A 23,752-nucleotide genomic window follows, 5' to 3' on the forward strand; every position below is an offset into this window, starting at 1 on the left:
CGCTTCTAGCGACGGGAGAGCGGGGGGCTGGACGGGGCCGAAGGAGCCGGTCCCGGGGGCGACGGGCGGGAGACGGCCGTCCGGTCGGCTTGTTCCTCGCCTGGACCCACGGCGGGCGGGGCGTAGTGGGCCCGCAGGTTCTTCCAGTCCGCCCGGGCGACCTGCATCAGAGCGGACCGGATACTGCGGCCGGCTTCACGCAGAAGGTGTGCGGCCTCAGGCGTGTGACGGTGCTCGTGGCCGGCCCAGAGGGCGAGGGCCACGAACTGGCCGGCGATGTGATCGAGCAGGGGAGCCGTGGCTCCGAAGAGCCGCTGGGTGACAGCGCTGACCTCGGCGGGTGTCTCCGCCTCGGCCAGCACCGTGAGGTACGGATTCAGGTCGGGGAGCGGCAACGGCTCGTCTGGGAGCGGGTGCGCGGCCAGGAAGGGTTCGGCGTCCCGGCGGGCGTAGCGGTGGAGAGCGGCGAGTGTCGCACCGCCGTCGTGCGGTTCGGCACCAGGTATCACCGGTGGTCACCGCGCTGGGTCCGGTTCTGGTTGACATCGCGTGCCCCATGGTTGGCGAAATCCGTGGTGCGCTTGGTGACGAGAAAGTACAGGGCTATGGCACCGACGAGGAGGAGGGGCGCGCAAGCGGACAGGCATATGGCTGCCGGGCCTTGCGGGACCCCAAGGCTGCCGGAGACGAGCACCGCGACGGCGCGCACGGCGATGACGAGGGCCAGCAGCGGCCAGAAGCCGTCCCCTTCGAACGGGATTGAGCGCAGCCCGATGATGGCGGCGACGGTCAGGGCGATCAGTCCGTCGACGACCGCCAGGGACAACAGGGAGACAAGCGGGGGAAGTGCGGGATCGTTGAACCTGGGCAGGAAGTCGAAGGCGGCCAGCATCCCGAGCGCGATGAGCCCGGCGATTTTGATGTGCTCCCACGAGGATGTCGGGTGCCTGAAGCAGGGTGAGGCCGAGGCAGGGGGGACTGCTGAAGTGGGCATGTGCTGCCTCCGAAAGGGGCTTGGGGCGTGCGGCGTTGAGCCGAGTGCCTGAGAACGGTGGACGAGCTGACCAGAGGCGTTGGCGCTGATCGGCCGGCGTGAGCGCGCGTAGGGCTCAGTGCATTCGGGCGTCGGTGTCGAAGAGCGCCAGCTCGTGACTGTGCAAAAGATGTTGAACGATGAAGGATCGTCCGGCGACCTTCCACAGGCCGCGCCCGCGGTTCAAGTGCGCGATGGCGTCCATCTCGACCGAGGTGAGGCCGAGCAGGGAGGCTGCGGCCTGGAGCTGGTCGTTCTCCTGGCGGTAGATGATCCGGGTGCTGCAGTCGGCGAGGAGGCCCTCGGCGAGGGCGCGGCCCTGTGATCCGGCGTCGCCGGCGGTGAGCAGGTCGGACAGGCGGTGGATCACCAGGAGGTTGGCGATGCCGAGGCCGCGGCTGAGCTTCCACTGGGCCTGCATCCGCTGCAGCAGGCCGACGTGCCGCATCAGGCGCCATGCCTCGTCGTACACGATCCAGCGTCGGCCGCCGCTCGGGTCGGAGAGGGCGGACTCCATCCAGGCGGAGGCGCAGGTCATCGCCAGGACGAGGGCCGTGTCGTCTCCGGAGCCGCCGAGCCGGGAGAGGTCGATGGTGAGCATCGGCGCGTTCGGGTCGAAGGCGACGGTGGAGGGGGCGTCGAACATTCCGGCGAGGTCACCGTGGACGAGGCGCCGCATCGCGTGGGCCAGGTCGCGGGCGGCGTCGCCGAGCTGCCCGGACATGATCCCGGCTGCCTCGTCGAGCGCTCGGGGGTCGTTGAGGGTGGCGGCGACGTCACCGAGGAGCGGAGTGCGGCCGGTGGCGGCGGCGTGGGTGACGACGGCGTCCAGGGCGATGTCCAGGGCGGTGTGCTCCATGGGCATCAGGTCCCGGCCCAGGACGGTTCGGGCGAGGGAGCCGAGCAGGAGCAGGCGCCGTTTGCGGATCTCGCCGACCCAGTCGGCCTCCGCGACGCCTGCCGGGCGCGGGGCCGCGTCCAGCGGGTTCAGCCTGCCGGCCAGTCCGGGCCCGAGGGCCACGGACCGTCCACCGAGGGCTTCGGCCACCGGTGTCCACTCGCCCTTCGGGTCGCAGGGTACGTACACGCGGTATCCGAAGGCGATCGAGCGCAGCGCGAAGCTCTTGGCGAGTGCGCTCTTGCCCTGGCCGATGACGCCGGCCAGGAGGAGGTTCGGGTTGGTGAAGCCTTCGACCTTGCCGTACAGGGCGAACGGGTCGAAGACGAAGCTGGCCTCGGCGTGGACGTCGCGCCCGATGTAGATGCCTTCCGCGCCGAGGCCGCCTTCGGCGAGGAACGGATACGCGCCGGCGGCCACGGCGGTGGTCATGCGGTGGGCGGGGAGTTTCAGCCGGTTGTGACGGGCGGAGGCGGGTCCGGGGCGTCCGCCTGGAGGGAAGAGCGGGGCCGGTGTGTCCTGTTCGGCCGCGGTGGTTTCGGCCTGGTGGGCGCTGGCTTCCGCGCGGGCCTTGGCGGTGGCCTCGGCGAGCTGACGGCGTGCGGCCTTGCGGCTGGCCCGGTCGGTGCCCTGGGGAGTGAACAGCGGGCTTGCGGAGGCCCGGCGGGCGCGACGGGCGGGCCGGTGACTCATCGGAGGCCCTCGTTTCTGCGGGTCATGCTCATCGAGCGCAGGCCGTGGTGTGCGCGCGGAGGTCGGTGGGGGTGGTCTTGCGCCGGACGATGTGGCCGGCGGCGAGGTGACGCTGGCAGATGGTCAGCACGGGCGGTCCCTCGGGCAGCCGCTCCGGACGGCACGCGGTCGCCTCGCCATCCGCCACCGTGCTGTTGGGCAGCAGGTGGAAGGCGGCGTGGACTTCGCTGGCGGCCTGCCACAGGTGGGTGTGCGCGGTGGCCAGGCGGCGGCCGGCTGCCGGGTGCGGTGGCCGGGTGGTCTCGGCAAGGCGGTCGAGGAGCTGGTGCACGAAGGTGAGGTGGGCGTGGAGCACATCAAGGTGCAGGCGGTCTGTGGGCCGGGGAGGGCCCGTGTCCGACGGTGCCAGCGCGCGGGTGTGGTGCCGCACTCCGGCGCTCGCGGCGCGGAGATAGGGGTGGGCGTCGTTCGAATGCGTGGGCGAGGTCAAAGGCGGTGGTCCTTCCTGCTGGAAGGCAGGGGGTGCGACGGGTGTTCCGCCGCAGATGATCGGAGGGGGCCCGGCGGGAGCGGCGCCGGGGCGGGCCTGGGCTACAGGGCGGTCCGGGCGAGCGGGAGCGCGCTGAGAGCAAAGGCGTCGGGCTGCTGGTAGTTGAGCCTTCGCAGGTCGACGCCCGAGGTGACGGCGTGGGTTTCGATCTGCGCGCAGGCGGCGTCCAGGAGGGCGTCGGTCTCGGCGGTGACGGTGATCAGGCCGGTCAGGGCCACATCGGCGTGCCCGGCGATGAGCTGGCGTTCACAGGTCTTGACGTCGGCGTACTCGACGGAGTCTTCCTCGCTGTCGACCTGACCCCGGCGGGCGCGCTCGTTGGCGTCCGCGATGATCGCGGCCTTCTTCCGCTGGACGTCCCGCAGCGCGGACTCGAGCCCCTGCGGTACGTATACAAGGGAGAGACTGCGCCGCACGCCGGCCGTGAACATCAGCCCGTGCAGGAACCCGGCCCCGACCTCGGTGCGTGGCCAGTTCTCCACCCAGTACGTCGCGTGTCGTGCGCTGTCGGTGGCGATGCGGTCGTACTCCTCGACCTGAACGACGGGCCCGGCGGCGGCGGGGTCGGCCTCGGCGCGGCCGGTCTCGGACCACTGCTGGAGTGCGCCGAGGGCCTTGGGGTCGTAGGCGGTGCGGATGACGGCGGCGATCTCCCGCGCGCTCAACCACCCTGTCACCTGGAGCCCGGCGCTGCGGGCGGCCTGGGCGATGGAGGCGGTGGTCTGCGCCATGACGGTGAACGCTCCGGGCAAGCCTCCGCCCGCCTGACTGATGAGCCTCTTGGCGGCCTTCAGGTCGAGGGAGATGGCGAGATAGGTCTCGTGCGGGGCTGCGGCGGGGCCGGCGGAGGCGACCAGCTCGGAGTAGATCTGGCCTGCGACCGGGGTCTGGGGCTGTCCGTTCTGCGTCCAGTGGCGAGTGAGGGTGTCACCGCTGTCGGGAACGGTGCGCTCCAGGACCTGCACGGTGGCGATGTGCCCGCTGCGGGCGATGCTCGCCAGCGCGCGCCCCCAGCTGACCACGTTGTGGTTCTGGGTGGCGGGGTCGAGGAGAGCGAAGGCGCGGGAGGTGACGCGGGCGACGGCGGTCAGGGTCTGCTGGTGGGGGTCGTGCACGGCCGCGGCGCCGTTGCCGGAGTCGCCAGGGGTGACCACTCTGAGGGAGGCGGCGCTGCCGGGCAGGTGCAGGACGCCGTCCTGCCGGGGGCGGGTGACGGGACGGGCGAACCAGAGCGTCTGCCCGGTGCGTCGGCGATGTGCGTGTCGAGCGACGATCGGCGCCCAGTCGATGAGGGAGCGTCCGTGCCGGCGGATTGCGACGAGCGCACCGGACGCCGCCCACAGGGGGGCCAGGACGACGGCGCCGAGCAGCCCGGTGGAGACCACCGTCATCAGCAGCACGGCCAGGGTGCTGGAGACGAGGATCAGTTGGGGCAGGGAGAGGCCGAGGAGGATGCCGCGGCGGGACCGGTGCGGGAACTTCACCGTGACCGGGGCGAGGGCGACGGAGAGATCAGTCAAGAGGCGGGTCCTGGGAAGTGCCGGGGGCGGGAGGTGGAGTGCACGTCCCGCCCCCGAAAGTCGGGCAGGGGATCAGAAGCCGGCCGGAGGCGGCGGTGAGGCCGGTCCGCTGAACGTGGCGTTCTGGGAGCCGGAGGACGGGGGCGCGCCCTGCGGCGGTGGGGTCGCGGTCGGCGGAGTGGACTGCCACCCACCGCCCTGGCCGGACGCGGGGTTCGTTCCGGAACCGCCCGGCCCCGGGCTGCCGCCCACCTGGCCGCTGGTGTCGTCGGACGCGCTCGTCGGCGCGGGCTGGACGGCCTTCTCCAGACCGGACTTGATGGCGTCACCACCGGGCGAGGCGCCTGTCCCGCCGCTTTGGGTACCCTTCTCGGTCTCTCCGCCTCCGCCGGTCGTGAGGGAGGCGATGTCGCCGGGGAATCCGCCGCCACCAGCCGCGGACGGGCCCTGCGGAGCAGCGCTTGCTCCGGCTGCGGCGCCACCGGTTCCGGCGGTGGCCGCTGCTGCTGCGGCCTTGCGGGCGGCCTTCTCAGCATGTGCCTTCGCGATCTGCGCTCCGGCGCCGCCGGCCCGGTGGATGGACTCGCCGTCGGTGCCTTCGGCGGCCCAGTGCACGAACTTGAAGACGGCGTAGGGGCACAGCAGGACGAGAACCATGATGACGACGCCGGCCATGACGTCGGCGAGGGCGGCCACGCCGTCCTTGGCCTCGGTCTTGCCCATGGCGGCGATGCCGAGCACGAAGATCACGGTCATCAGCAGCTTGCTGACCACGAGGGTGGCGGTGGCCTCGATCCAGCCCCTGCGCCAGCGCCGCGCGACCTCCCAGCCGCCGCCGGCGGACGCGAAGATGGCCAGCGTGACCATGACGAGGATGCCGACCTTGCGGACCATCATCACGCACCAGTAGAGGAAGGCGCCGATCGCGGCGCCGAGGCCGGCGACGACCGGAACGAGCCAGCCCAGTCCGGCGAGGGCGCCGATCTGGTTGACCTTGACGATGCGGCGTACGGCCGACTCGATGTCCAGGTGAGCGGTCTTGAACAGGCCGTCGCTGATGGCGTCGACGACCTCGACGGCGACCGTGGTGAAGGCGATGGCGCCGAAGGCGAACAGGACGCCGCTCGCGGTGCCGGTGAATGCCTGCGTGAGGGCTTGTCCGTCGCGGCGGATGGCGGCCCGGACGAGCTGAGCGCAGAACGTCGCCACCAGCAGGACCAGGCCCAGCGGCAGCAGCGTCTCGTAGTTGTCGCGGAACCATCCGGCGTTCAGGTCGACCTTGGTCGTGGTGTTGACGGCATCGGCGGCCAGGTCGGCAGCCGCGGCGGCCAGCTCGCCTGCCGACTTCGCCATCCAGTCGCCGATGGCCTTGCCAGGGTTGGAGGCGAAATCGACCGCGTCGCCGACAGCGCACAGCTTGTCCGCCAGGGGAAAGTCGCAGAATCCCACGAGGAGTTACTCCTCCCTTCTTGTGTCAGGCGTGGGTCACTGCGTGACGCTCGGAGCGATGGCGGCCAGGGCGCAGTCGTGGCTGGGGCGGCACTGCACGGCGAGGGTCACGGCGCGCTCCTCGGCCCCGGCGCCGCCCTTCTTCCAGGCGATCTGCTGTTTGCCGTTGACGGTGACGACGTAGATGTACGCCTTCGTGATCGCGGAGGGGTCCTCGGCCAGGGCCTGCTTGAACGCGCCGGGGTAGTGGCCTTCGAGGACCGTGCCGGTGGCGTGCTGGTCCTGGTCGGCCATCCGTGACCACAGCACCGGATCGGGCACCTGGCCGGTGACGGAGGCCCAGTCGGCGTACGTGGTCTCGCTGGTCATCCACGCGCGCATGCCGGCGAGTTGCTGGTCGCGACTGGTGGTGCGGGTGTCGTAGGACCACAGCATCTGCGCCGCGGCCTTGGCGTAGGCGACCGGCTCGGCGATCCGCGGCGGATGGGGTACGGACCCGGATCCGGCGGCGGGCTTCGGGGTGGCCGGGGCGGAGGATGTGCTCGGCGCCGGGGCCGGAGCGGCGGTGTCCGGGGCCTGGTGGCCGTTCTTGCCGCCGGACAGCCAGGCGACGGCCGTGGCGATGGCCAGCAGGACGGCGACGACGGCCGCGACGATCGCGATGCGCCGGTTGGCGGACCAGCCGGCACCGTACGAGGACGGCGAGGTAAGAAATCGTTTCTGCGTCACTGGACCTGCGATCCCAGGGTGGAGAAGAACGCGACGATTCCGTTGGCGGCACCGAGGCCGAGGGCAGCTCCGGCCGCAACGACCGCGCCCTTCTTGCCGTTGGCCTCGGCCTGGTGGCCACCGGTGTGGTGGCCCCAGGCCCACACGCCGAGCGAGACGGCGAGGGCGCCGACGACGGCGATGATCCCGAACATGTTGATGGTGTTGACGACGTTCTTCAGCACAGCGAGTCCGGGCAGGCCGCCGCCCTTGGGCGAGATCCCAGGGTCGAAGGCGAGCTGGATGACGTGGTCTGCGAGGGGGAAGGGCATGGGTGTGGCGGAGCTCCTTGCGTGCGCAGGCCGAGCGGGCCCGGGCGGAGGTGAAGAAGAGGGGGGTGGGTGCGCGAGCGGCGCGAGAAGGGGCCGGTGTCAGAGGACGCGGCGGGCGGCGAGGACGTCCCAGTCCTTGAGCGGCGTGATCCGGACGGGCTTGCCGGTGCGCGGGGCCTCGATGACGAGCCCCTCGCCCATGTACATGCCGACGTGTTCCGGTCGGGCCGCAGTGCCGCGGCTGAAGATCAGGTCGCCGGGCTTGAGTGCCTCGACGGAGACGGCTTTGCCCTCGTTGACCTGCGTGTACGTGGTGCGAGTGAGCTGGATGCCGGCCTTGGCGTACGCCTGCTGCATCAGCGAGCTGCAGTCGCAGCGGCCCATGGGGTCAGGGCCGTGCGGGGCCGTGCACGAGCCGCCCCATTGGTACATCGTGCCGAGCTGGTGCATCGCCCAGACGATCGCGGTGCGGGCGCGCGGGTCGGTGTCCTTCGGGATCGAGTAGCCCTTCGGGACGGCACCTTCGGGGATCGGCCCGTACTGGGATCCGTCCTCCGTGCCGCAGCTGGAGGGGGCGGTGTCGCCGGTGTCCTTGTCGGAGCTGTCGGAGCTGTCGGAGTTGCCGGGGAAGGTGGCGGCGATGGCCTTCTGCAGCGCGGTCGCCAGCGGCTCCCACTGCGCGTACGCGTCCGGGTAGCCGGACTTCTGTACGGCTTGGGCGGCCTGGGTGACGGTCATCTGCTGCCAACCGTCCACCGCGAGAAGAGCCTTGTAGAAGCGCTCGCTCGCGTAGACCGGGTCACGGATCTGCTGGGCGGTACCCCAGCCCTGGGAAGGGCGCTGCTGGAACAAGCCGAGCGAGTCGCGGTCTCCGTAGTTGAGGTTGCGCAGCCGCGACTCCTGCATCGCCGTGGCGAGCGCGATGATCTGCCCCTTCTTCGGGACATCGAGGCTGATGCCGGTGGCCACGATCGTCTGGGCGTGAGGGATCTGCTCGGTCGGCAGGTCCAGACCCTCGACGCGGACGTCCTGGCTGGACGCCCCGTCGAGGATCTTGGACACCTGGTCGGCGACCTTGCCGGTGTCGATGCCGGTCAGGCAGTTGCTGGCGGAGCCGGTGGTCTGCGCGGCTTCGGCGGAGGCGGCCAGCATCATGCCGGTGCCGGCGATCAGGAGCGGGGAGAGGAAGACGGCGCCGATGCCGGCGGCGAGCGCCTTCAACGGGAACGGACGGCTCGGGTGTCAGCGGTTTCGGGCATAGGTGGATAGCGAGACGTCATGGACGTGTCCTTCAGGGTGCGGTGTCACGGCATGCCGCGTGCGCGAGGCGTGTCGGAAGGGCGCGGCAGCCGGGGTGGGCGATCGGTACGGGCCGGCGCGGGCGAGTTGCCGCTCGCTCCACGCGGCCGGGCCGTGAGCTAGGTGTGCCGGGGCAGGGGAAACCTCCGTCAGGAAGGGCAAGGGAGTAGCCAGCGGCGGTGTGCGCCGGGCGGTTCAAAAACAGTAGGCGCGGATTGGCGGCTGACCAAAAAGCTGAGCGGAAGGTGCCGGAATCCGGCACCTCGGCCATGCACTTCTTGGTCGTCGGCGTATTCGCCTCTACAGTTTTTGGACTCCCCTCGCCCTCCTCGGTCTGCGGCCCTGGGCTTCTGCACGCCCACCTTTGGCCCGCGAGGACTCCTTTCGTGCGACGGGCAGTTCCCTCCGTGCATCCACACCCGAATTGGGGTTTCTCTTTGCCTTTCTCCCTGCACCATGGCGATGCCCTCAGCGTCCTTGCCGGTCTGCCGGACGACTGCGTCGACTCCGTCATCACCGACCCGCCGTACAACTCGGGCGGCCGGACCGCGAAGGAGCGCACCACCCGCTCCGCGAAGGCGAAGTACACCTCCGCCGAGGCCAAGAACGATCTGGCCGACTTCACCGGCGAGAACATGGACCAGCGCAGCTACGGCTTCTGGCTGACGCAGATCATGACCGAAGCCCACCGCGCGACGAAGGAGGGTGGCACCGCGCTGCTGTTCACCGACTGGCGTCAGCTCCCCATCACGACGGACGCGATCCAGGCGGCCGGTTGGCTGTGGCGCGGGGTGCTGGCCTGGCACAAGCCGCAGGCCAGGCCGCAGAAGGGCCGGTTCACGCAGAACTGTGAGTTCATCGTCTGGGCCAGCAAGGGCTCGATCGACGGCTCCCGGAACCCCGTCTACCTGCCCGGCCTGTACAGCGCCTCGCAGCCCTCGGGAGCGAAGCGCCAGCACATCACCCAGAAGCCCGTCTCCGTGATGCGCGAGCTGGTCAAGATCGCTCCGCCGGGCGGCACGGTGCTCGACTTCTGTGCCGGCTCCGGCTCCACCGGCGTCGCCGCCCTGCTGGAAGGCCGCGACTTCATCGGCGTGGAGAAGACCGCGCACTATGCGTCGATCGCGTCCGACCGGCTCACCGAGACGGTCCGCGAGACCCTGACGCAGGACGATGTGGTTCTCGCCGTCTAGGGCATCAACTGCGCTGCCTTCAACGGCAATCGGTCCTCTTTCCCAGTCTCTTGCGGCTTCATGCCGGAGCGTGCTCGTCATCCGCCGGCCGGTCTGTGCGCCGCCATCCCTGTCTCGTAGGAGGCCGTCCTTTTCATGCCCGAATCCACAGAACCCGCGGACGGCGGGAACCTGGAGCCGGTCCGCATTCCGGACCCGCAGCTGGAGGGAATCGAGGCGAGCGTCCGACGGCTCATGGAGCAGTCGGCACAGCAGGCCCGGCAGCTCGACCATCTCGCCTCCGCTCCGGCCCCGGACCGATCGCCGTTCGCCGCGTTCGGCATGCCCGGGTTCGGCGGGCGGCCTCCCGCCGCGCCGCCGGAGCCCCGCCCGATTCTGGAACTCGCGGGGGAGGAGCGCGAGGACGAGCTGGACGCCCTGTCGGACTGGGTGGACGACTTCTTCCTCCCGGTCTACGGGTCGGAGGTCACCACCGCGGCACCCTGGTGCCTGCAGTGGCAGGAGCACGACGACGTCGTCGCCTGGTTGCACGCCCTGTGGCTCGCCTACCAGCAGCACAAGGAACCCGACGCCGGCCTCGCCGGGATGTTCGTATGGCACAGGGACTTCCTCACCCACGCCATCGCGGCGATTCGTGCACCAGGTGGCCCGCTGTCGGCCTGCATGACCTCTCCCGACCGGCCCGCGCACCGCCTGCTGCCCGGCCCGCCGCCGTCCGCCCGTACGGAATCGGCGAGCGCAGCGGAGGCCGCCGGTACCGCGGAGCCGGACGAGTCGACGTCATGAGCGCGGGACAGCCGGCCTTCGGCCTGAGCTTCGACCCCCGTGCCCTGACCGACCTCCTCCAGGCACCCAGCGATATCCGCGACCTCACCCTCGCCTACCTGCAGGAAGTCGTGAACGCCCAGCGCTTCGGGCTGCGCCTCACCGGAGACCTGGAGGGCTACCGCAAGCTGTTCGTGGACGCCCGCAAGGACTGGCGCGTCGTCTACGGCCTCCGCCCCGCGCCCGTGGAATCCACACACCAGCGGGAAATCCACGTCGTCGCGGTCCGGCCACGCGCGGACAACGACGTCTACGACGAGGTCGGCCGCCGTCTGGGGATGACCCGCCGGCCCTTGAGCGCCCGCACCCACGCAGCACGCTCGCGCTCCCCGCAGCTGACCACCCGAGCTCCCGTACCACGGCCCGGTCCGCCGCTCTCCGGTATGCCGGGCCTGCCCCGCCCTGCGCAGAACCCCGCGCACCATCACACCCGCTGAACGCACGGAGCGTCGCCTATGCCCCCTGAACCCGCGCCGGCGGCAGCCCGGCGTGCGGTCTCTCCGCTCGACCACCGAATAGAAGCCGCCACCGGCCATGACATCGACACGCTGTGGGCCTACCGCGACCGCGGCGTCCTCGACGAACCGCACGCCCGTCTGGTCGACCAGCACCGCGAGCTGGCCAAGACCCAGACCAGCGTCACCTTCTACCTCAAGCTCCTCAACCGCCTCTCCAGCGGCGAGTTCCCCGTCGACACCGCCTGGTTCGAGCGCGTCGACCGCACCGTGGACCAGATGGAGGAGGCCACCGACGCACGCGACGCTGCCGCCTGCAAGGTGCTCGCGGCCCTGGAACCCATCGAGGCCGCCGCCGCAGCACCAGCCTGCGGCGAAGGAACGCTCACGACCGACGACCAGGCGGCACTGCTCGCCATCGCCGGCGGAGCCAAGCTCTACGAACACCTGCTGACCGGTCGGCTGTCCGTGACCGTCGCCTCCGGCACCCGCATCCCGTATGCCGAGGTGCGGAAGCTGGAGGACGCCGGCCTGGTCGTTCGGGAACTCGGCCACCCCTTGCACGCCGGCCAGCCGGTCGCTCTGACCGACGCCGGCCGCGCCGCGCTGTTCGCCGCCCACCGGCCGCCCACCACCACGCAGGTGCGGAAGCCCCCGGCTCGACCTGGGGCATGGCCGTCCGCCGCACCGGCACAGCGGCGCTGAATCCCACCGAAAGGCTCTTGTTGTCCTCCACCGAACCGGCGCCCGGCCGGAAGTCCATCCCCGTCGTTGATTTCGGCCTGGACGACTTCGACGCCGACGAAGAGGTTCTCCTCGACTTCGATCGCCAGGTCGGTGTCGGCCGGGACATGCTCATGCCCCTCGCCGAGCACCACTCCGCGGACGGGGTGCACAGCTATTACGCGTTGTTCGATGGCTCCGTCACCTGGGGAATCCCCGGTATGCCACAGTTGATGGCCCTGCACCTGCAACGGGACCGGGACAACAGGACGTTCACCTTCGAGGGGGAACGGCTGCCGCTGCCCGCGATGGCGCAGTCCTGGCTCATTCACCGCGGCTGCCAGCCCGACGCCATCGGCCTCGATCCTGAGCTGGGGCCACCGGCGGCGGACGAGGCGACGCGCGCCCTGGAGCGCCGTCTCGCCAGCGACGGCGACCACTACGCCATGGGCTACTCCTACACCCGCGATGACCCGGACGACATGTTCACCGTCGTGGCGCTGCGCGCTCTGGACGAGCGGGCCCCCAGCCCGTTCCGCGTCCTGGTCGAAGAGGTCGACACCGACGCGTGGACCCACACCCTGCGCGAGGGCGGCTTCGACACCAAGGACGAGGCCCTGCGCTGGTGTTTCAACCGGCTCGACGGCGATGCCGGTCCTCTCCCGCCGGTCCGTCCGGCAGCCGCAGTCACACGCCCGGCCGACTTGCCGAAGGGCCCTGCTGCACACCCGTCCGGCCGTTCTCGCTGAGCGCCACGGCTTTCGAGAGCGGCGAAACATAGCCGACGATCGCCGGTTAGCCAAACCGGCGATTCTCCGGACTCTTATTGCAGCCGCCGGGCCAATGCCCGCAGCGGCCACCCACGCCATCCCTATGCCTTTACGGAGGTTTCTTCCGCATGCGCTCCACCCGAATTGCCGTATCCGCTGCGATACTCGGCGCACTCGCGCTGCCGGTGCTGTCTGCCACCACCGCCAGCGCGGCACCCGCCGCCGCGCCGGCGGCCCTTACGAGTAGCTGCTACGACCTGCCGCCGCTGCCGTACGAGGTGCACACCGCAGCCGTCACCATCCGGTCCAAGGCCACTACGAAGTCCACGGCCCTCGGCGTTCTCTACAAGAGCCACAAGTTCACCGTGCACAAGAAGAGCGGCAACTGGCTCTACATCACAGACAAGACGACCGGCGTCAAGGGCTGGGTATCCGGCACGTACGTCTACCGAGACGTCCGCATGTGCCTCAGCTGACAGACGCGCAGCAGTAACCCGCCCACTCCATAGCCGGGTTGCCGGCCTCTCGTGAATTCCCTGCCCCTGAATTTCCAGGTGTCGCCTTCCGGAAGGAGTTCCCCTTGTCCGATGACATACCCGATGGCACTGCGGATGTCGTGGGTGTCCTCACCGAACGGATCGAAGCCCACTTCGGAATGGGCATGGATCAGTTGAGGGCCGCAGTCGCCGTCGCGCCGACCGCGAACCCTGATGCCACCGAGGTCGTCAAGTGGCATGGCCATCTCGTCGACTCCCAGGCTGTGCTCGACCGAGCGGAGGACGACCTCCTCGCCGCGCTGGAAACGCAGCCCAGTGAGATCGACGACCCCACGATGGGCCTCGCCCAGCGCGTCAACGCGGCCGTCACGGCACGGGACGGCCGGGCCCAGGTCGTGCGGTGGCTTCTCGATCCCGACGCTCCAGGGAAGAAGGGCCTCGCTGCCGAACGCCTCGCCCGTCTCGATCGCGGCGCCCGCAAGGGCCCGGCGATCCAGACCAGCGCTCCGAACCGCCCCGCGGCTGCGCCGGCGTCGGTGCCGCGAGCGGGAAGGGCCGCACTGTGAGCGTCCGGCTCAAGTCCAGCACCGCAGACGGCCGCCTGCAGGAGGTCTTCGGCGCCCCGATCGCCGAGCTGCACGCGACGGCTACCGGGCCCGATGCCCCTCCCGCGCTGACCCGCGCCCTGGAGCTGCGCTCCTTCCTCGCCCTGGCCGAGGAGCAGGTCGCCCGCGTCCGCGACCGCGTGCACGAGGCGATGGCACCCGACCGGGACATGGGCGAGCTGTCAGCCGGTGACCTCCGCTTCGACGCGCAGTGGCTGGAGGCGGCGCTCGATGCCCGCAACGGCTACCGCGCCGCGATCGGCCAGTTGCTGCGCGCCATGCCACCACCCGATCAGCAGTCCCGCCCCGTCCGTACGGCGCAGCCAGTGGTCGCCGCCGCCCTGCCCCCGTCCCTTGCCGCCCCGGTACCCGTGCGTGCCGGGGTGGCAAGGGCCCGCCGACCGTGAAAGCCCCCGCTTGCCCCACTCGACGTCCACCGAGATAGCCGGACGGATCGAGGACCTGTACGGCGCGCCGCTCGCCGACCTTGAGGCTCATGCCCGAGACCAGCCGCCCGGCATGCTGGCCGCCCTGCTCGGCATGCACGCCGACGTCGCCCTCGCCGAGCGCAGCATCGACTTCCACCGTGATCAGCTCGCCCGGCTCCTCCACCCGGAACGGCAGATCGACCGGCCCGAGGTCTCCCACCTCCTCGACGGAGCCCGTCGGCTCGCCGAAGCCGTTGCCGCCCGCGACGCCCAGACCAAGTCGGTCTCTGCCGTTCTGCAGAGCCTGACCCGTATTTCGGCCCCGGCACCTTCCCCGCCGGCAGCTGCGCCGCGCGTACCGGCTCCGCCCCGACCGGCTCAGAGCACGACGCGAAGCCGCTGACCTGCAGGCGATTTCCTTCTTCCCACCCAGGAGTTCCTCCCTTGGCCATCACCGCTCTGCCTCCCGACACTGACGCCGACATCGCCCGGGTCACCGAGGCCCTTGCCATGATCACTCCGCGCTGGAACGTCAGGATCATGCTGGCGCTCTCCGGGCCGCCGCTGCGCTACAGCGAGCTGGCGGCCCGGGTGCCGTGGCTGCAGAGTGGCCAGCTCCACCCCAAGCTCAAGTCGCTGTGCGACGCCGGGCTCGTCGAGCGCACCGAGCACACCGCGCGGCACGTCACGTACGGCCACACCGACCGTGGTGCCGCCCTGCTGCCGGTGCTGCCGGTGATCGTCACCTGGGCCGAGGAGCACCTGGAGAAGCCGGACCGCCCGCTGCCTGTGATCGAGCAGGTCGAGGACAGCCTCACCCTGCTCACCCGGCGTCACGCCGCCGCCCTGCTGTGGGTGCTCAAGCAGCGCGGGGAAGTGAGCGGCCGGGCTCTGGCCAGGATCGTCATGCCGAGCAGTGACTGGACCAACGTCTACCCGCCGCTACGGCAGTTGGTAGCCGACGGCTTGGTCGACACCGACGGGATCGGCCGGCCCTACCGGCTGTCCGCGGCGGGCGACGGCCTGGGGCCCGTTCTCGGAGCCGTGTCCGCGTGGTCCGCCGGCCAGCCCCTCAGCAAGGCCGGCCAGCACCCGGTCTGGGGGCACCCCCAGACGACGCCCGCGCCGAAGGGATGGGTCAGCAACCAGACCCGGCCGACGTGGCACAACCGCGACCTCTTCTCCCACGCCACGCCCGCCCGCCCGATGGCGGCCATCCCGGCGGGAGGCCCGCGCCGATGACCACCCTGTTCACCTCCGCCGAACTGCACAAGACCACCGCTGTGCTGGCCTCGCCGCCACTGGTCCGGCTCATCACCGAGATCGACGACAACGGGGCGATACCGCCGCGACGACTGGCCGGCATCCTCCACGACCTGTCCCCACACCACCTGCGCTGCGCTACCGAGACGGCCCGCGACCACGGCCTCGTCCGGTCCGTTCCCGGCATCGGCCTGGAACTCACCGAGCCCGGTTCGGCCCTGGCCGACCTCTACGACGCGACCGCCCGATGGGCCCGCCGCCACAACTGTCCGCAGCCGGTCAGCGATTTCAGCAGCCGCGTCCGGTACACCTTCGAACTCCTGGCGTCCGCGCTCGGAACCGGGCAGGCCGATGGCTTCCCCTCTCCGGCGACGGAGCTGGTGGGTGGCTCCGAGCCCGACACGGACCTTGATCGTCTTCGCGCCCTGCTGCTCCAGTGGCTGACTAGCAATCCGCAGGTCACCGCGCTGCCCGAGCCCGAGCCGATCGCGTGAGCGTAGCGGTCGCACCCCGGCACGCGCGCCACACCGCCGGGCTGATGCGCGGCATCTACCTGCCGCGCACGGCGGACGCCCTGGCGTTCGCCATGTCCACCTACGGCATCCCCCTCCTGGTCCTGGCCACCACACGCTCCGCCACGCTGACGGGCGCCGCCTTCGCCCTGGAGTGGATCCCGAGACTGGCGGCGTTCGGGTGGGCCGGCTCGGTCGTCGACCGGCGCGGAGCATCCGTCGTCTTCCACCTCGCCTCCATGGGACGAGCGCTGGCCCTCACCGCCGGCGCCGTTCTTCTCTACCTGCACCCGTCCGGCATCGTGGCGAGCGTGACCGTGATGGCGCTCGCGGCGACCACCGGCGTACTGACGGAGTTCAGTTACATCGCGGCCGAGACCGCGGGTGCCGCTGCCGGCCGCCGAGCCGGTGCACGCGCTCACCGCGTCCAGGCCGTTCTGCTCGGGATCGACCAGACCGCGACCCTGGCCGGACCCGCGCTCGCCGGACTGCTCCTGCTCACCGGCCCGCCGCAGATGCTCGCGGTGATCACCGCGCTCTCGCTGCTCGCCGCGCTGCTCGCCCTGCGCACACCCCCTTCGCCCGTCGCGCCGGCCCGACTGCCCAAGGGGCAGACGAACGCCGGCCTGCTCACCGGATGGCGCACCATCCGCTCCCTGCCCGCGCTCGGCTGGCTCGTGACCGGGCTGACCCTGTCCAACCTGGCCACCGGTCTCTTCCAAGCGGCTGGACCCGTGATCGTCGTCCAGCACTACGGGCAGCCGACCACCGCCGTCGGCCTGGTCTGGTCCGCCGCTGCCGGAGCGACGCTCCTGGCCGTCACCATCTGCCGGTTCGCGATCGACCGCCTGGGCCTGTGGCCGGTCGGCGCCGCCTGCGCCGCCCTCGCCTCGCTCGCCTGTCTCGCCGCCGCCCAGGCCCCCGACTACCTCTCCTACCTGATCCTCGTCGCCCTCCTCATGGCGGGCGAAGGCGGCATGACGGTGGTCCTGCGCACCCTGCGCTCCCGCCTCATTCCACCGGAGAAGTTCGGCAGCACCCTGTCGGCGACCATCCTCATCCTCCTGCTGCCCTTCCCCGTCGCCGGCGTGCTCACCGCGCTCACCCCTCCCGAGGCACTGGGACACGTCATCACCGCCTGCGCCGCCCTTCAGGCCCTCGGGCTGTTCCTCGCCTTCGCCCGCCTGCGCACCGATCCCGCCCTGCACGCCTGACCCCGCCACGCTTTCCCCAGCCTGTGGCGAACCCCATGCCCGCTGTCGCTCTCGGCCCGAACCCTGCGTGCGGTCGCACCATCACTGTTGGCGGAGAGCACTTGTTCCGCAGCGGTCGTATTCCTGTCGAGGTGCGTACACCCGGCGACGGCTGACGCGGCGGCGTCAGACCTCTTTGCGATGGCCCTATACGCCAACCCCAAGAGCCGCAACCAGGGCAGCTTCGTCCGCGGCGTCGACGGCTGAGATCTTCACGGCATTGACCCTGGACCTTGGACACTCGAGACACTTGGATCTTGATGGTCTAGGAGAACGGATGTCCCGTGGTCATGAAGCACGATGACGCCCGCCACCCCAGCCTCGGACATCGCAGTCCGATCGCCTTCGAGGCAGCCTTCGTCGCACCACCAACTACGCTTGCCCCAGCGGCATAGCCCGTGTCAAGGATTCAAGGTCAAGGCCCGAGGATGCCCTGCCCCGCATGTGCATCCAGAGACATCCAGATGCGGGGCAGGGCGCCGGGGCGCACATTGGAAGAGAGCCCACAGCCTTCGCATGGAGGCGCAATGAAGCGGGGAACCAGAAGCAGTCATGATCGTGACTGCTGGACTGCTCGTGGTGGGCGGGCAGTGTGCCTCGACCTCTTGTCGGCAATCAGTGGGCCTGTGGCTCTGGCTTCGAGCGCTTCCGCATACTGCCCAGCGGTCGGTGACTAGCAGGCTTCCACCACGCTAACGGTGGGAACGCCCGTCCCGGGACGACACAACGGGGAGAGATCTCATGATCCTCCGAAGGAATCCCCCCCTCGATTGTCGAGCTGACGCCGCATGTTCGCCTCGCGCTGGCCCCGTCACTCTCGGCCTGCTAGGCCTCATACTGGTTCTCCTCATCGGTATGGCCTGCGCGGCCACGCCCGCCAGCGCATGGGCCCCCGGGGATTCGGACGGCCAGCCCGGGATTGTGGATCTGCCGCAGGTGAGCGTGTCCGATCTTGCGTACGCGTGGCAGCCGACGACCCTCACGTTCAACAGCTCTGTTGGTGCGACGGCGCAACGCAGCCCCGCTCATTCCGGCGCCCAGGTGATCGTCGCAACTTACTTCCTCGAGCGGTGGAACGGACAGGCCTGGGTGACCATTACTCAGAAGCAGTACGTGGTCCAACTCGCAGCGAACCAGGCTGAAGTGAAGATCCCCGCGATCTATTTCCAGCCGACATCCGGCACCGGCTATTACAGAATGACGTTCGGGTTCGTCTGGATAGTGGCCGGGACGTCGACGTTTCTCGGTACGCAGAGGTGGGTTCCTAACGGCGCCAACGACCACGTCTGCGTCACTACGCTCAGACCCTGCGCGGCCGGCGCCGACTCCGTCCGAGTCGGCAAGCTCTACCAACTGGGAGGCGGCTGGTGAGGGAAGAGAAATCGGGACTTGCCACGGTCACTGAAAAGCCGGTCATCCTTGTCATCCATTCTCGCCCAAGGCTTCGGAAGCGCCTCGTTGAACAGGTTGAAGAATGGTGTGCCGGCAGTATCGAGGTCATCGGGATCCAACTCAACGAGCTCGATACTGCCTGCCGACAACCGTGGTTCCAGCGGCTCGTATGCGTATTCTTCCAGCCCGACTTTAATCAGGCACGCATCAAGGCCAAGGTTCAAGGGTGCAACGGCCGAGCGGGAGTGGAGCCGTTGCCCGAGAAGCACGAATTTCATCAAAACTTGGATGAAGGAATCTTCCACTCTCTCGAGTCGGAGGGGAAGTTTGAACAACAGGTAGAACAGTCGTTCTTCGATTGGACTCCAGCACGCGTGAGGCTGCGACTTGAAGGACCTCATGAAACCGTGAGGGCGATCCGCCTGCGATGGTTTCTGTTGCGTCATGGGATTCCATACCAGTGGACCACTAAAGAAGACGGGCCCGACATTGCAGCCAAGGTCGGACTAGGGAAGGAATTTAACCCAACCGCCAGTAACCTATACATCGAACTGGGACTCATCAAAACCCCACCTAGATCTGACCGCAAATATGACCTGGTCATCGTGGGCGCTGGCCCTGCAGGCCTGTCCGCAGCGATCAGCGCCAGCGCTAACGCCGGCCTAAGCACGCTAGTCATCGGAGGGGAGTATCCGGGCGGCAACGCGGTCATGTCGATCAACCTGATCGAGAACTATCTGGGATTTCCTGGTGGAGTCACCGGGACGAAGCTACTCAAGCTCGCCGTTGCGCAGGCGGCCCTACTGAAGGTTGACATCAGGCCCAACTGGACAGCTGCGCGGCTCAGAAAGGACCCTACGCATAGCCGCCGCTACCTGATTGATGTGAAAACTGGCAACGGAGGTGCGGTAGCGTCGGCAGCCATGGTGCTCCTGGCCTGCGGACGGCAGCCTGAGTCCATTTTCAACAACCCCGACTCCCCGGAAGCCTTAAGCGAGCAGCGGTTTACCGCAAGCGGAGAAGTCCAATATGGGATGGAAAAGTGCGACGCGGTCACGGCGGTAGGGAAGAACATCGTCATTGTCGGCGGGGGAGATTCTGCGGGCCAAGCAGCATTGCTTCTCAATGCCTGCGGGGCGGAGCTCGTAACCGTTGCACCTAAAGAAGTGATCATGTCTTACCATTTGCAGGCCGCTCTCCATAGAAATGGAGGAATCGAGTTCAAGAGCCCTCCACTAACAGTCAACAAATTTATCGGAAACGACGACCACCTCACACACGTCGAGCTCTCCAGCGGGGAGAAAATTCCGGCCGCCAAAGTTTTCGTACTGGCTGGCGGCAAACCCGCCACGGGCTGGCTGAATACGGAAGGTGAGAACGACCCAGGCGACAATTTCGTCAATATCCAGCTCGATAGAGGTTTCATTCGAACGGACGCCTACCTCGACCCCAAAGGTGAACTGATGTTCGCCACCAGCGCCCCAGGAGTGTTCGCCGCAGGCGATGTGCGGATCAAAGCGCATGGCCGCGTCGGCCAGGCTGTAGGGCAGGGCGTGGCGGCAGTTGCCTCGATGGAGCGCTATCTGAAAGACACGTGGCAGGAGATCCTCAAGGACGAAGAAAGCCAGGCCTGGGTCTTGCGAAAGCTCATCCATGACGCGAAAGAGGCGGCAAGCTAATACCTCGAAATAGCGGGCGACCGCCGGGCAATCTCCCTTATCGCCGGGCTGTGCCAGTGACAGCGCGACCGCCAGTACGACGGAATGTAGACATGGTGTAAATCAGACTCAAAATCTGGCGGCCTCTGTTGGCGGAGTGCTAGCTCAGACTCAGCGTGTGGTGTTGCTGGATGCGGCGGAGATGATCAGCGCTGTTTGCGGCTGGCGATGTAGTCGAGCCAGTCCCGCTTGGCGTATCCGGTCCAGCGGGTGGAGTTGCTGATGCTGGTGGCGGTGAAGTCGGCGAGGACGGATGCGGGCAGGTCGGTGGCAAGCGCGAGACGAGCACTGTTTCGGCTGGCGAGGAGTGCGATGCCGTGTCGACGGAGCTTCAAGTAGAGGTAGGTGGCTCCGAGCGCACGGGCGGGCTCCTGCCCGGGGAACAACCACGGTGTTGTGCTGGCCGTCTGGTCGAGGTGCCAGCTTTTCTGGCGCTGGTCGCGCAGTGCGCGGACCAGCTCGGCGACTTCGGGCGGCAGCGGAAGGCGATGACCGTTGAGGTTGAGTGCCACCACCGTGCCGTCGTCGATGATGTCGTGCAGGGTGAGTTCGAGCAGTCTGGTGTGCTGAAGCCCGAAGAGGAGTGTCAGGGCGCCGGCCGTGCGGACATCGAGAGGCAGCGCATCGTCGCCGAGACACCGGTGCAGTTGTTCGGCCTGGTCCTCGTCCGTGCTGAAGACGCTGGGTGCGGCAATGGGGGCCCGCGGGACTACGAGTTCGCCGGCAAGGCCCCGGCCTGTCGCCCAGGCGATGAAGGCACGCACCGCACGACGCTTCTCAGGCCCCTCCTCAAGCCACGTCTCGAGTCCTGGCTGTGTGAGCTCCCCGAGAGGGATGCCGTGCTGGTCGAGCCAGTCGAGCAGTTCCAGGGAGCCACTGCGGTTCCAGGAGCGTGGCGTTCAGCTCCTGCAGGCGTGCCCGGAATGCCTCCTCGGTAGCAAGGCTGCGCGCGGACCGGCGCCGCGTTGTCGCCGTTGTGTTTCTCCCCAGCCATCGTGTGCGGGCCCGTTGGCGGGCCGCTGCTGCGGCTGTTGCGGATTTGCCGCCGCCGTTCTTAGAGGTCATCTCAATTGGTCCGGCCGCGCGTTTGAATGCGGGGGGCGTTGAGGGACGGCTCTGCCCCATGATCACGCCATGACGAGTCCTGCCGCCTTCCGGGACCAGACCAACTGGTCCATCGGTTACTACGAGCTGGCCATCGAGGTTGGGTCGAGTGAAGATGCCCAGATTCAAGCCGTCCTGAGTGCGCTGTGGTTTGCCGCAGACGTTCACGGGTGCTTCGGGCGGAGAGACATCGAACCCGAGGAGCAGGATCCCGTGCCGTGCACAGTGGGATCACTCACCGAGTTCGGACACCTGCACGGTCAGGTCCGCCTGCCGACGGGCCAACTGGTCGTCTGCGGTTGTGTGGCGATCCGGGGCGGCGATGAAAGCAGCGACTGGCTGGACTCTTACGTCCCCGTCAGTGCGCTGGATCAGGCGGGCCTTGCCTTCTGGGCCGGTCGGCCGTTCTTCAGGTCTGACGTGATGGACGAATGGCTGGCTGCCATCGGGGCCGAAACCTTCAAGCGCGCCTCCTTCAGCCTGGGGGTTATCGGTTTCGAAGTCTCCGGCTGCACCGACGCGTCGACGCTGGCGGGAAAGCTGCCGCGCGAAGTCCGTGGGTTCAGGAAAACCGAAGTCTGTTCAGCGGCAACTCGCGGGTCGTTCCGTGTGTATCAGCTGGCCGAATCCGTGGGTTTGACGGGAACCGTGGGGCGGGCTGCGAAGTGGCGGGCTTCGGCGGTGACCTCGGCATTGACCTGGTCCACGGTTCTGTCGCCGTATTCGAGGATGTCGTACTCGTCGTCGAGCTCAGCGAGGCGCTCGGTAAGGGGCAGCTCATGTCCGTGGCGCTGATGAATCCGGAAGGTGAACTCCAGATGCGTGAGCTCTCCGGCGAGCATGCGGCGTGCGAGGGCTCGGGCGGCGGCTTCCTGACCGGCCACGCTGCCCACCGGATAGAAGGCGAGGCCGAGTTCGTCGAGTGCTGCGGGAAGCAGGTCGTGGACGTCGTAGTCCGCCTCGGCGCGCGTGCAGGCGGCGAGCATCGAAGGCCGGGGGTGTCGAGTCCGGCGACGAGCGCATCACCGGCGGCATTCACCACGTCGCTCGCGCGGATTTCCCCCATCCTCCAGAGAGCGGCATGGTCCTGCAGAGCGATTGCTGCTGCTTCGGTCGATGTCACTCGCCTGTGATCCCTTCACGGTGCGTCCAGGTCGACCAGATTTCATCGAAGGTGCTGTTCAGCGGCCATTGGGACGAACCGACTGCAGGTCAGCTCCCGAGGCAGTGCTGGGCCGGCGGGCCGGGGTAGAACTGAGGATGCCCGAGTCGGATCCTGCGGGGTCCGGCTCCAATGGCGCGGGCACAGACGTGGAACGGTAAAATCAAGATGGACGCGTCCCCTGCACCCGCTTATCGCGTGGTCCGAAGGGTACTGAGGCCATGTCTGTCACTCTCCGCCTGCACCGGCACTTCGTGCATCGGAGCATTCTCGCGGCGGGACTCGTTCTCGCCTTGTCTGCCCCAGTCGGTATGGCGAACGCCGCTGTCGCCCAGCCAGTCCGTGCGCCCTCGCAGCTAGCCGACATCGACCTATGCAGACGCTTCGAGCAGTACAGCTGGACTGAGGAGAAGGTCGATAAGACTGCCACGAAGGCCGTTTTGAGAGGGCTGGTGTGGGGGATCGGTAAGACTCCCTGGGGGCGGTCCCATGGGCTTGGGAACTTGAGGTTGCCGCCGTTCACCTACGGTGCCGGATCGACTCTGATTCTCGGATTCGCGAAGGCGTCCTGCCCGCGCGAAACACTGGTTCCCGCCGCACAGTCCCTGCAGTATCTGTCCCCCGACCGGCCGCAGCAGCAACCGACCACCGACCCCCAGGACTACAACACGATTTTCCCGGCTCCCACGGCTGACAACATCTCCGCGCAGCAGGCGGCTGAGGACTTCAACATCAGCGGAGCCACCGGCATGACCGGGCAGCGAGTTCTCAACTTGTCTCTGGCGATGTGCATTGACACAAAGCTCGGGGAAGCGAAAACCGATCTTCGCGCCTACCTCGGCCGGGCTGACCTGCGCGCGCACGATGCCGCCAAGACTCTCGTGTCCCTGACCCGGAAACGGTGCCCCTTGTCACCGGTGCAGACGGAGGTGGTGGCCGGACGGCTGAACGACTTCCTGGTCTTCAATCAGGAGCTTGCACAGCTACCGCCGTTCCTCGTCAACCCCACGTGGGCCTGCGGCGCCACTCCCGAGCAGGCCACCCTGAGATGGACGGCGGCCGGGGCGAACCCGATCACCCAGTACGAGCTGTACCACCTGAATGCGGATGGCACCTGGACCCCGTACAACGTCCACCCAGACACCATAGTGACCAGCACAATCGGCGTGACGAACCTCGCGTCGGGCATCCATGACTTCGCCCTCCGCGCCACCGACGATCAGGGAAACCAGAGCGGCTGGGTAACGATCCGCACCGACCAGCAGCTATGCGAGGGGCCCGCAAACCCATGACCTCCAGCGCAGCAAGGCGTGCCTCCATGGCCGGTCCGGGGCGTTCGCCACTCGTTGTCTTCCGGTCTCGGGCAGCAG

The 23,752-nt window shown here is 68.7% G+C and carries 27 protein-coding genes; 17 read left to right on the forward strand and 10 right to left on the reverse strand.

The genetic code is table 11. The features are described 5' to 3' along the window. Positions 1 to 5: 5 nt before the first annotated feature. From ACF09C_RS26920 to ACF09C_RS26960, 9 genes are all read right to left on the reverse strand, one after another. Entirely contained in the window at positions 6 to 509 is a 504-nt protein-coding gene (locus ACF09C_RS26920) for a hypothetical protein (RefSeq protein ID WP_392095049.1), read from the reverse strand. Then, positions 506 to 892 (reverse strand): hypothetical protein, encoded by a 387-nt coding sequence (locus ACF09C_RS26925; protein ID WP_392095051.1) that lies wholly within the window; start codon positions 890 to 892, stop codon positions 506 to 508. The genes ACF09C_RS26920 and ACF09C_RS26925 overlap by 4 nt, the downstream gene beginning before the upstream one ends. 217 nt (positions 893 to 1,109) lie before the next feature. Then, a complete protein-coding gene (locus tag ACF09C_RS26930; protein WP_392095053.1) occupies positions 1,110 to 2,624 on the reverse strand; it encodes a VirB4 family type IV secretion system protein in 1,515 nt (504 codons plus the stop codon). Between the two features lie 28 nt (positions 2,625 to 2,652). Beyond that, entirely contained in the window at positions 2,653 to 3,114 is a 462-nt protein-coding gene (locus ACF09C_RS26935; protein ID WP_392095054.1) for a DUF6238 family protein, read from the reverse strand. Between the two features lie 101 nt (positions 3,115 to 3,215). Further along, positions 3,216 to 4,694, reverse strand: coding sequence for an SCO6880 family protein (locus tag ACF09C_RS26940; protein WP_392095056.1), 1,479 nt, complete (start codon positions 4,692 to 4,694; stop codon positions 3,216 to 3,218). 72 nt (positions 4,695 to 4,766) lie between these two features. After that, the gene (locus tag ACF09C_RS26945) at positions 4,767 to 6,143 is read right to left on the reverse strand and encodes an ATP-binding protein (RefSeq protein ID WP_392095057.1); all 1,377 of its coding nucleotides are present in this window, start codon (positions 6,141 to 6,143) and stop codon (positions 4,767 to 4,769) included. 36 nt (positions 6,144 to 6,179) lie between these two features. Further along, a complete protein-coding gene (locus tag ACF09C_RS26950; protein ID WP_392095059.1) occupies positions 6,180 to 6,872 on the reverse strand; it encodes a hypothetical protein in 693 nt (230 codons plus the stop codon). Beyond that, positions 6,869 to 7,183: a DUF6112 family protein gene (locus tag ACF09C_RS26955; protein WP_392095061.1), complete on the reverse strand. Its 315-nt coding sequence runs from the start codon at positions 7,181 to 7,183 to the stop codon at positions 6,869 to 6,871. The genes ACF09C_RS26950 and ACF09C_RS26955 overlap by 4 nt, the downstream gene beginning before the upstream one ends. A gap of 99 nt (positions 7,184 to 7,282) precedes the next feature. Beyond that, on the reverse strand, positions 7,283 to 8,404 hold the full coding sequence (locus ACF09C_RS26960) for a C40 family peptidase (protein ID WP_392095063.1): 1,122 nt from the start codon (positions 8,402 to 8,404) through the stop codon (positions 7,283 to 7,285). Between the two features lie 515 nt (positions 8,405 to 8,919). Between ACF09C_RS26960 and ACF09C_RS26965 the strand changes: the two genes are divergently transcribed. The 14 genes from ACF09C_RS26965 to ACF09C_RS27030 all read left to right on the forward strand — a co-directional run bounded on the left by ACF09C_RS26965 (position 8,920) and on the right by ACF09C_RS27030 (position 20,077). After that, the gene (locus ACF09C_RS26965) at positions 8,920 to 9,675 is read left to right on the forward strand and encodes a DNA-methyltransferase (protein ID WP_392095065.1); all 756 of its coding nucleotides are present in this window, start codon (positions 8,920 to 8,922) and stop codon (positions 9,673 to 9,675) included. A gap of 234 nt (positions 9,676 to 9,909) precedes the next feature. Next, complete coding sequence (locus ACF09C_RS26970; RefSeq protein ID WP_392095553.1) at positions 9,910 to 10,461, forward strand: DUF4913 domain-containing protein; 552 nt, start codon at positions 9,910 to 9,912, stop codon at positions 10,459 to 10,461. Beyond that, entirely contained in the window at positions 10,458 to 10,937 is a 480-nt protein-coding gene (locus tag ACF09C_RS26975) for a hypothetical protein (RefSeq protein WP_392095067.1), read from the forward strand. Before ACF09C_RS26970 ends, ACF09C_RS26975 begins: the two co-directional genes overlap by 4 nt. Positions 10,938 to 10,955: 18 nt before the next feature. Next, entirely contained in the window at positions 10,956 to 11,660 is a 705-nt protein-coding gene (locus ACF09C_RS26980) for a hypothetical protein (RefSeq protein WP_392095069.1), read from the forward strand. Further along, positions 11,627 to 12,427, forward strand: coding sequence for a hypothetical protein (locus tag ACF09C_RS26985; RefSeq protein WP_392095071.1), 801 nt, complete (start codon positions 11,627 to 11,629; stop codon positions 12,425 to 12,427). The genes ACF09C_RS26980 and ACF09C_RS26985 overlap by 34 nt, the downstream gene beginning before the upstream one ends. Positions 12,428 to 12,576: 149 nt before the next feature. Next, positions 12,577 to 12,924, forward strand: coding sequence for an SH3 domain-containing protein (locus ACF09C_RS26990; RefSeq protein WP_392095073.1), 348 nt, complete (start codon positions 12,577 to 12,579; stop codon positions 12,922 to 12,924). Positions 12,925 to 13,028: 104 nt separating this feature from the next. Beyond that, positions 13,029 to 13,511, forward strand: coding sequence for a hypothetical protein (locus ACF09C_RS26995; RefSeq protein ID WP_392095075.1), 483 nt, complete (start codon positions 13,029 to 13,031; stop codon positions 13,509 to 13,511). After that, a complete protein-coding gene (locus ACF09C_RS27000; RefSeq protein ID WP_392095076.1) occupies positions 13,508 to 13,957 on the forward strand; it encodes a hypothetical protein in 450 nt (149 codons plus the stop codon). Before ACF09C_RS26995 ends, ACF09C_RS27000 begins: the two co-directional genes overlap by 4 nt. A 10-nt stretch (positions 13,958 to 13,967) precedes the next feature. Then, positions 13,968 to 14,381, forward strand: a complete 414-nt coding sequence (locus ACF09C_RS27005) for a hypothetical protein (protein WP_392095077.1) — start codon at positions 13,968 to 13,970, stop codon at positions 14,379 to 14,381. 41 nt (positions 14,382 to 14,422) lie between these two features. Next, positions 14,423 to 15,220 (forward strand): winged helix-turn-helix transcriptional regulator, encoded by a 798-nt coding sequence (locus ACF09C_RS27010; protein WP_392095079.1) that lies wholly within the window; start codon positions 14,423 to 14,425, stop codon positions 15,218 to 15,220. Beyond that, positions 15,217 to 15,735 carry a regulator gene (locus ACF09C_RS27015; RefSeq protein ID WP_392095081.1) on the forward strand — a complete coding sequence of 173 codons (519 nt, stop codon included), beginning with the start codon at positions 15,217 to 15,219 and terminating at the stop codon, positions 15,733 to 15,735. The genes ACF09C_RS27010 and ACF09C_RS27015 overlap by 4 nt, the downstream gene beginning before the upstream one ends. Further along, positions 15,732 to 16,967: an MFS transporter gene (locus ACF09C_RS27020; RefSeq protein WP_392095083.1), complete on the forward strand. Its 1,236-nt coding sequence runs from the start codon at positions 15,732 to 15,734 to the stop codon at positions 16,965 to 16,967. The genes ACF09C_RS27015 and ACF09C_RS27020 overlap by 4 nt, the downstream gene beginning before the upstream one ends. An 894-nt stretch (positions 16,968 to 17,861) precedes the next feature. After that, positions 17,862 to 18,377: a hypothetical protein gene (locus ACF09C_RS27025; protein WP_392095084.1), complete on the forward strand. Its 516-nt coding sequence runs from the start codon at positions 17,862 to 17,864 to the stop codon at positions 18,375 to 18,377. Further along, positions 18,374 to 20,077: an NAD(P)/FAD-dependent oxidoreductase gene (locus tag ACF09C_RS27030; protein ID WP_392095086.1), complete on the forward strand. Its 1,704-nt coding sequence runs from the start codon at positions 18,374 to 18,376 to the stop codon at positions 20,075 to 20,077. The genes ACF09C_RS27025 and ACF09C_RS27030 overlap by 4 nt, the downstream gene beginning before the upstream one ends. Before the next feature lie 185 nt (positions 20,078 to 20,262). Here ACF09C_RS27030 and ACF09C_RS27035 read toward each other — a convergent pair whose 3' ends face one another. Then, positions 20,263 to 20,880 carry a hypothetical protein gene (locus ACF09C_RS27035; RefSeq protein ID WP_392095087.1) on the reverse strand — a complete coding sequence of 206 codons (618 nt, stop codon included), beginning with the start codon at positions 20,878 to 20,880 and terminating at the stop codon, positions 20,263 to 20,265. 370 nt (positions 20,881 to 21,250) lie between these two features. On the opposite strand from ACF09C_RS27035, the gene ACF09C_RS27040 reads away from it, so the two are divergent. From ACF09C_RS27040 to ACF09C_RS27050, 3 genes are all read left to right on the forward strand, one after another. Beyond that, positions 21,251 to 22,015, forward strand: coding sequence for a hypothetical protein (locus ACF09C_RS27040; protein WP_392095088.1), 765 nt, complete (start codon positions 21,251 to 21,253; stop codon positions 22,013 to 22,015). Then, entirely contained in the window at positions 22,000 to 22,353 is a 354-nt protein-coding gene (locus ACF09C_RS27045; RefSeq protein ID WP_392095090.1) for a hypothetical protein, read from the forward strand. Before ACF09C_RS27040 ends, ACF09C_RS27045 begins: the two co-directional genes overlap by 16 nt. A 250-nt stretch (positions 22,354 to 22,603) precedes the next feature. Continuing rightward, entirely contained in the window at positions 22,604 to 23,674 is a 1,071-nt protein-coding gene (locus ACF09C_RS27050) for a hypothetical protein (RefSeq protein ID WP_392095092.1), read from the forward strand. Positions 23,675 to 23,752 lie beyond the last annotated feature (78 nt).

This window comes from Streptomyces sp. NPDC014870, assembly GCF_043081505.1.
Taxonomy (GTDB): domain Bacteria; phylum Actinomycetota; class Actinomycetes; order Streptomycetales; family Streptomycetaceae; genus Streptomyces.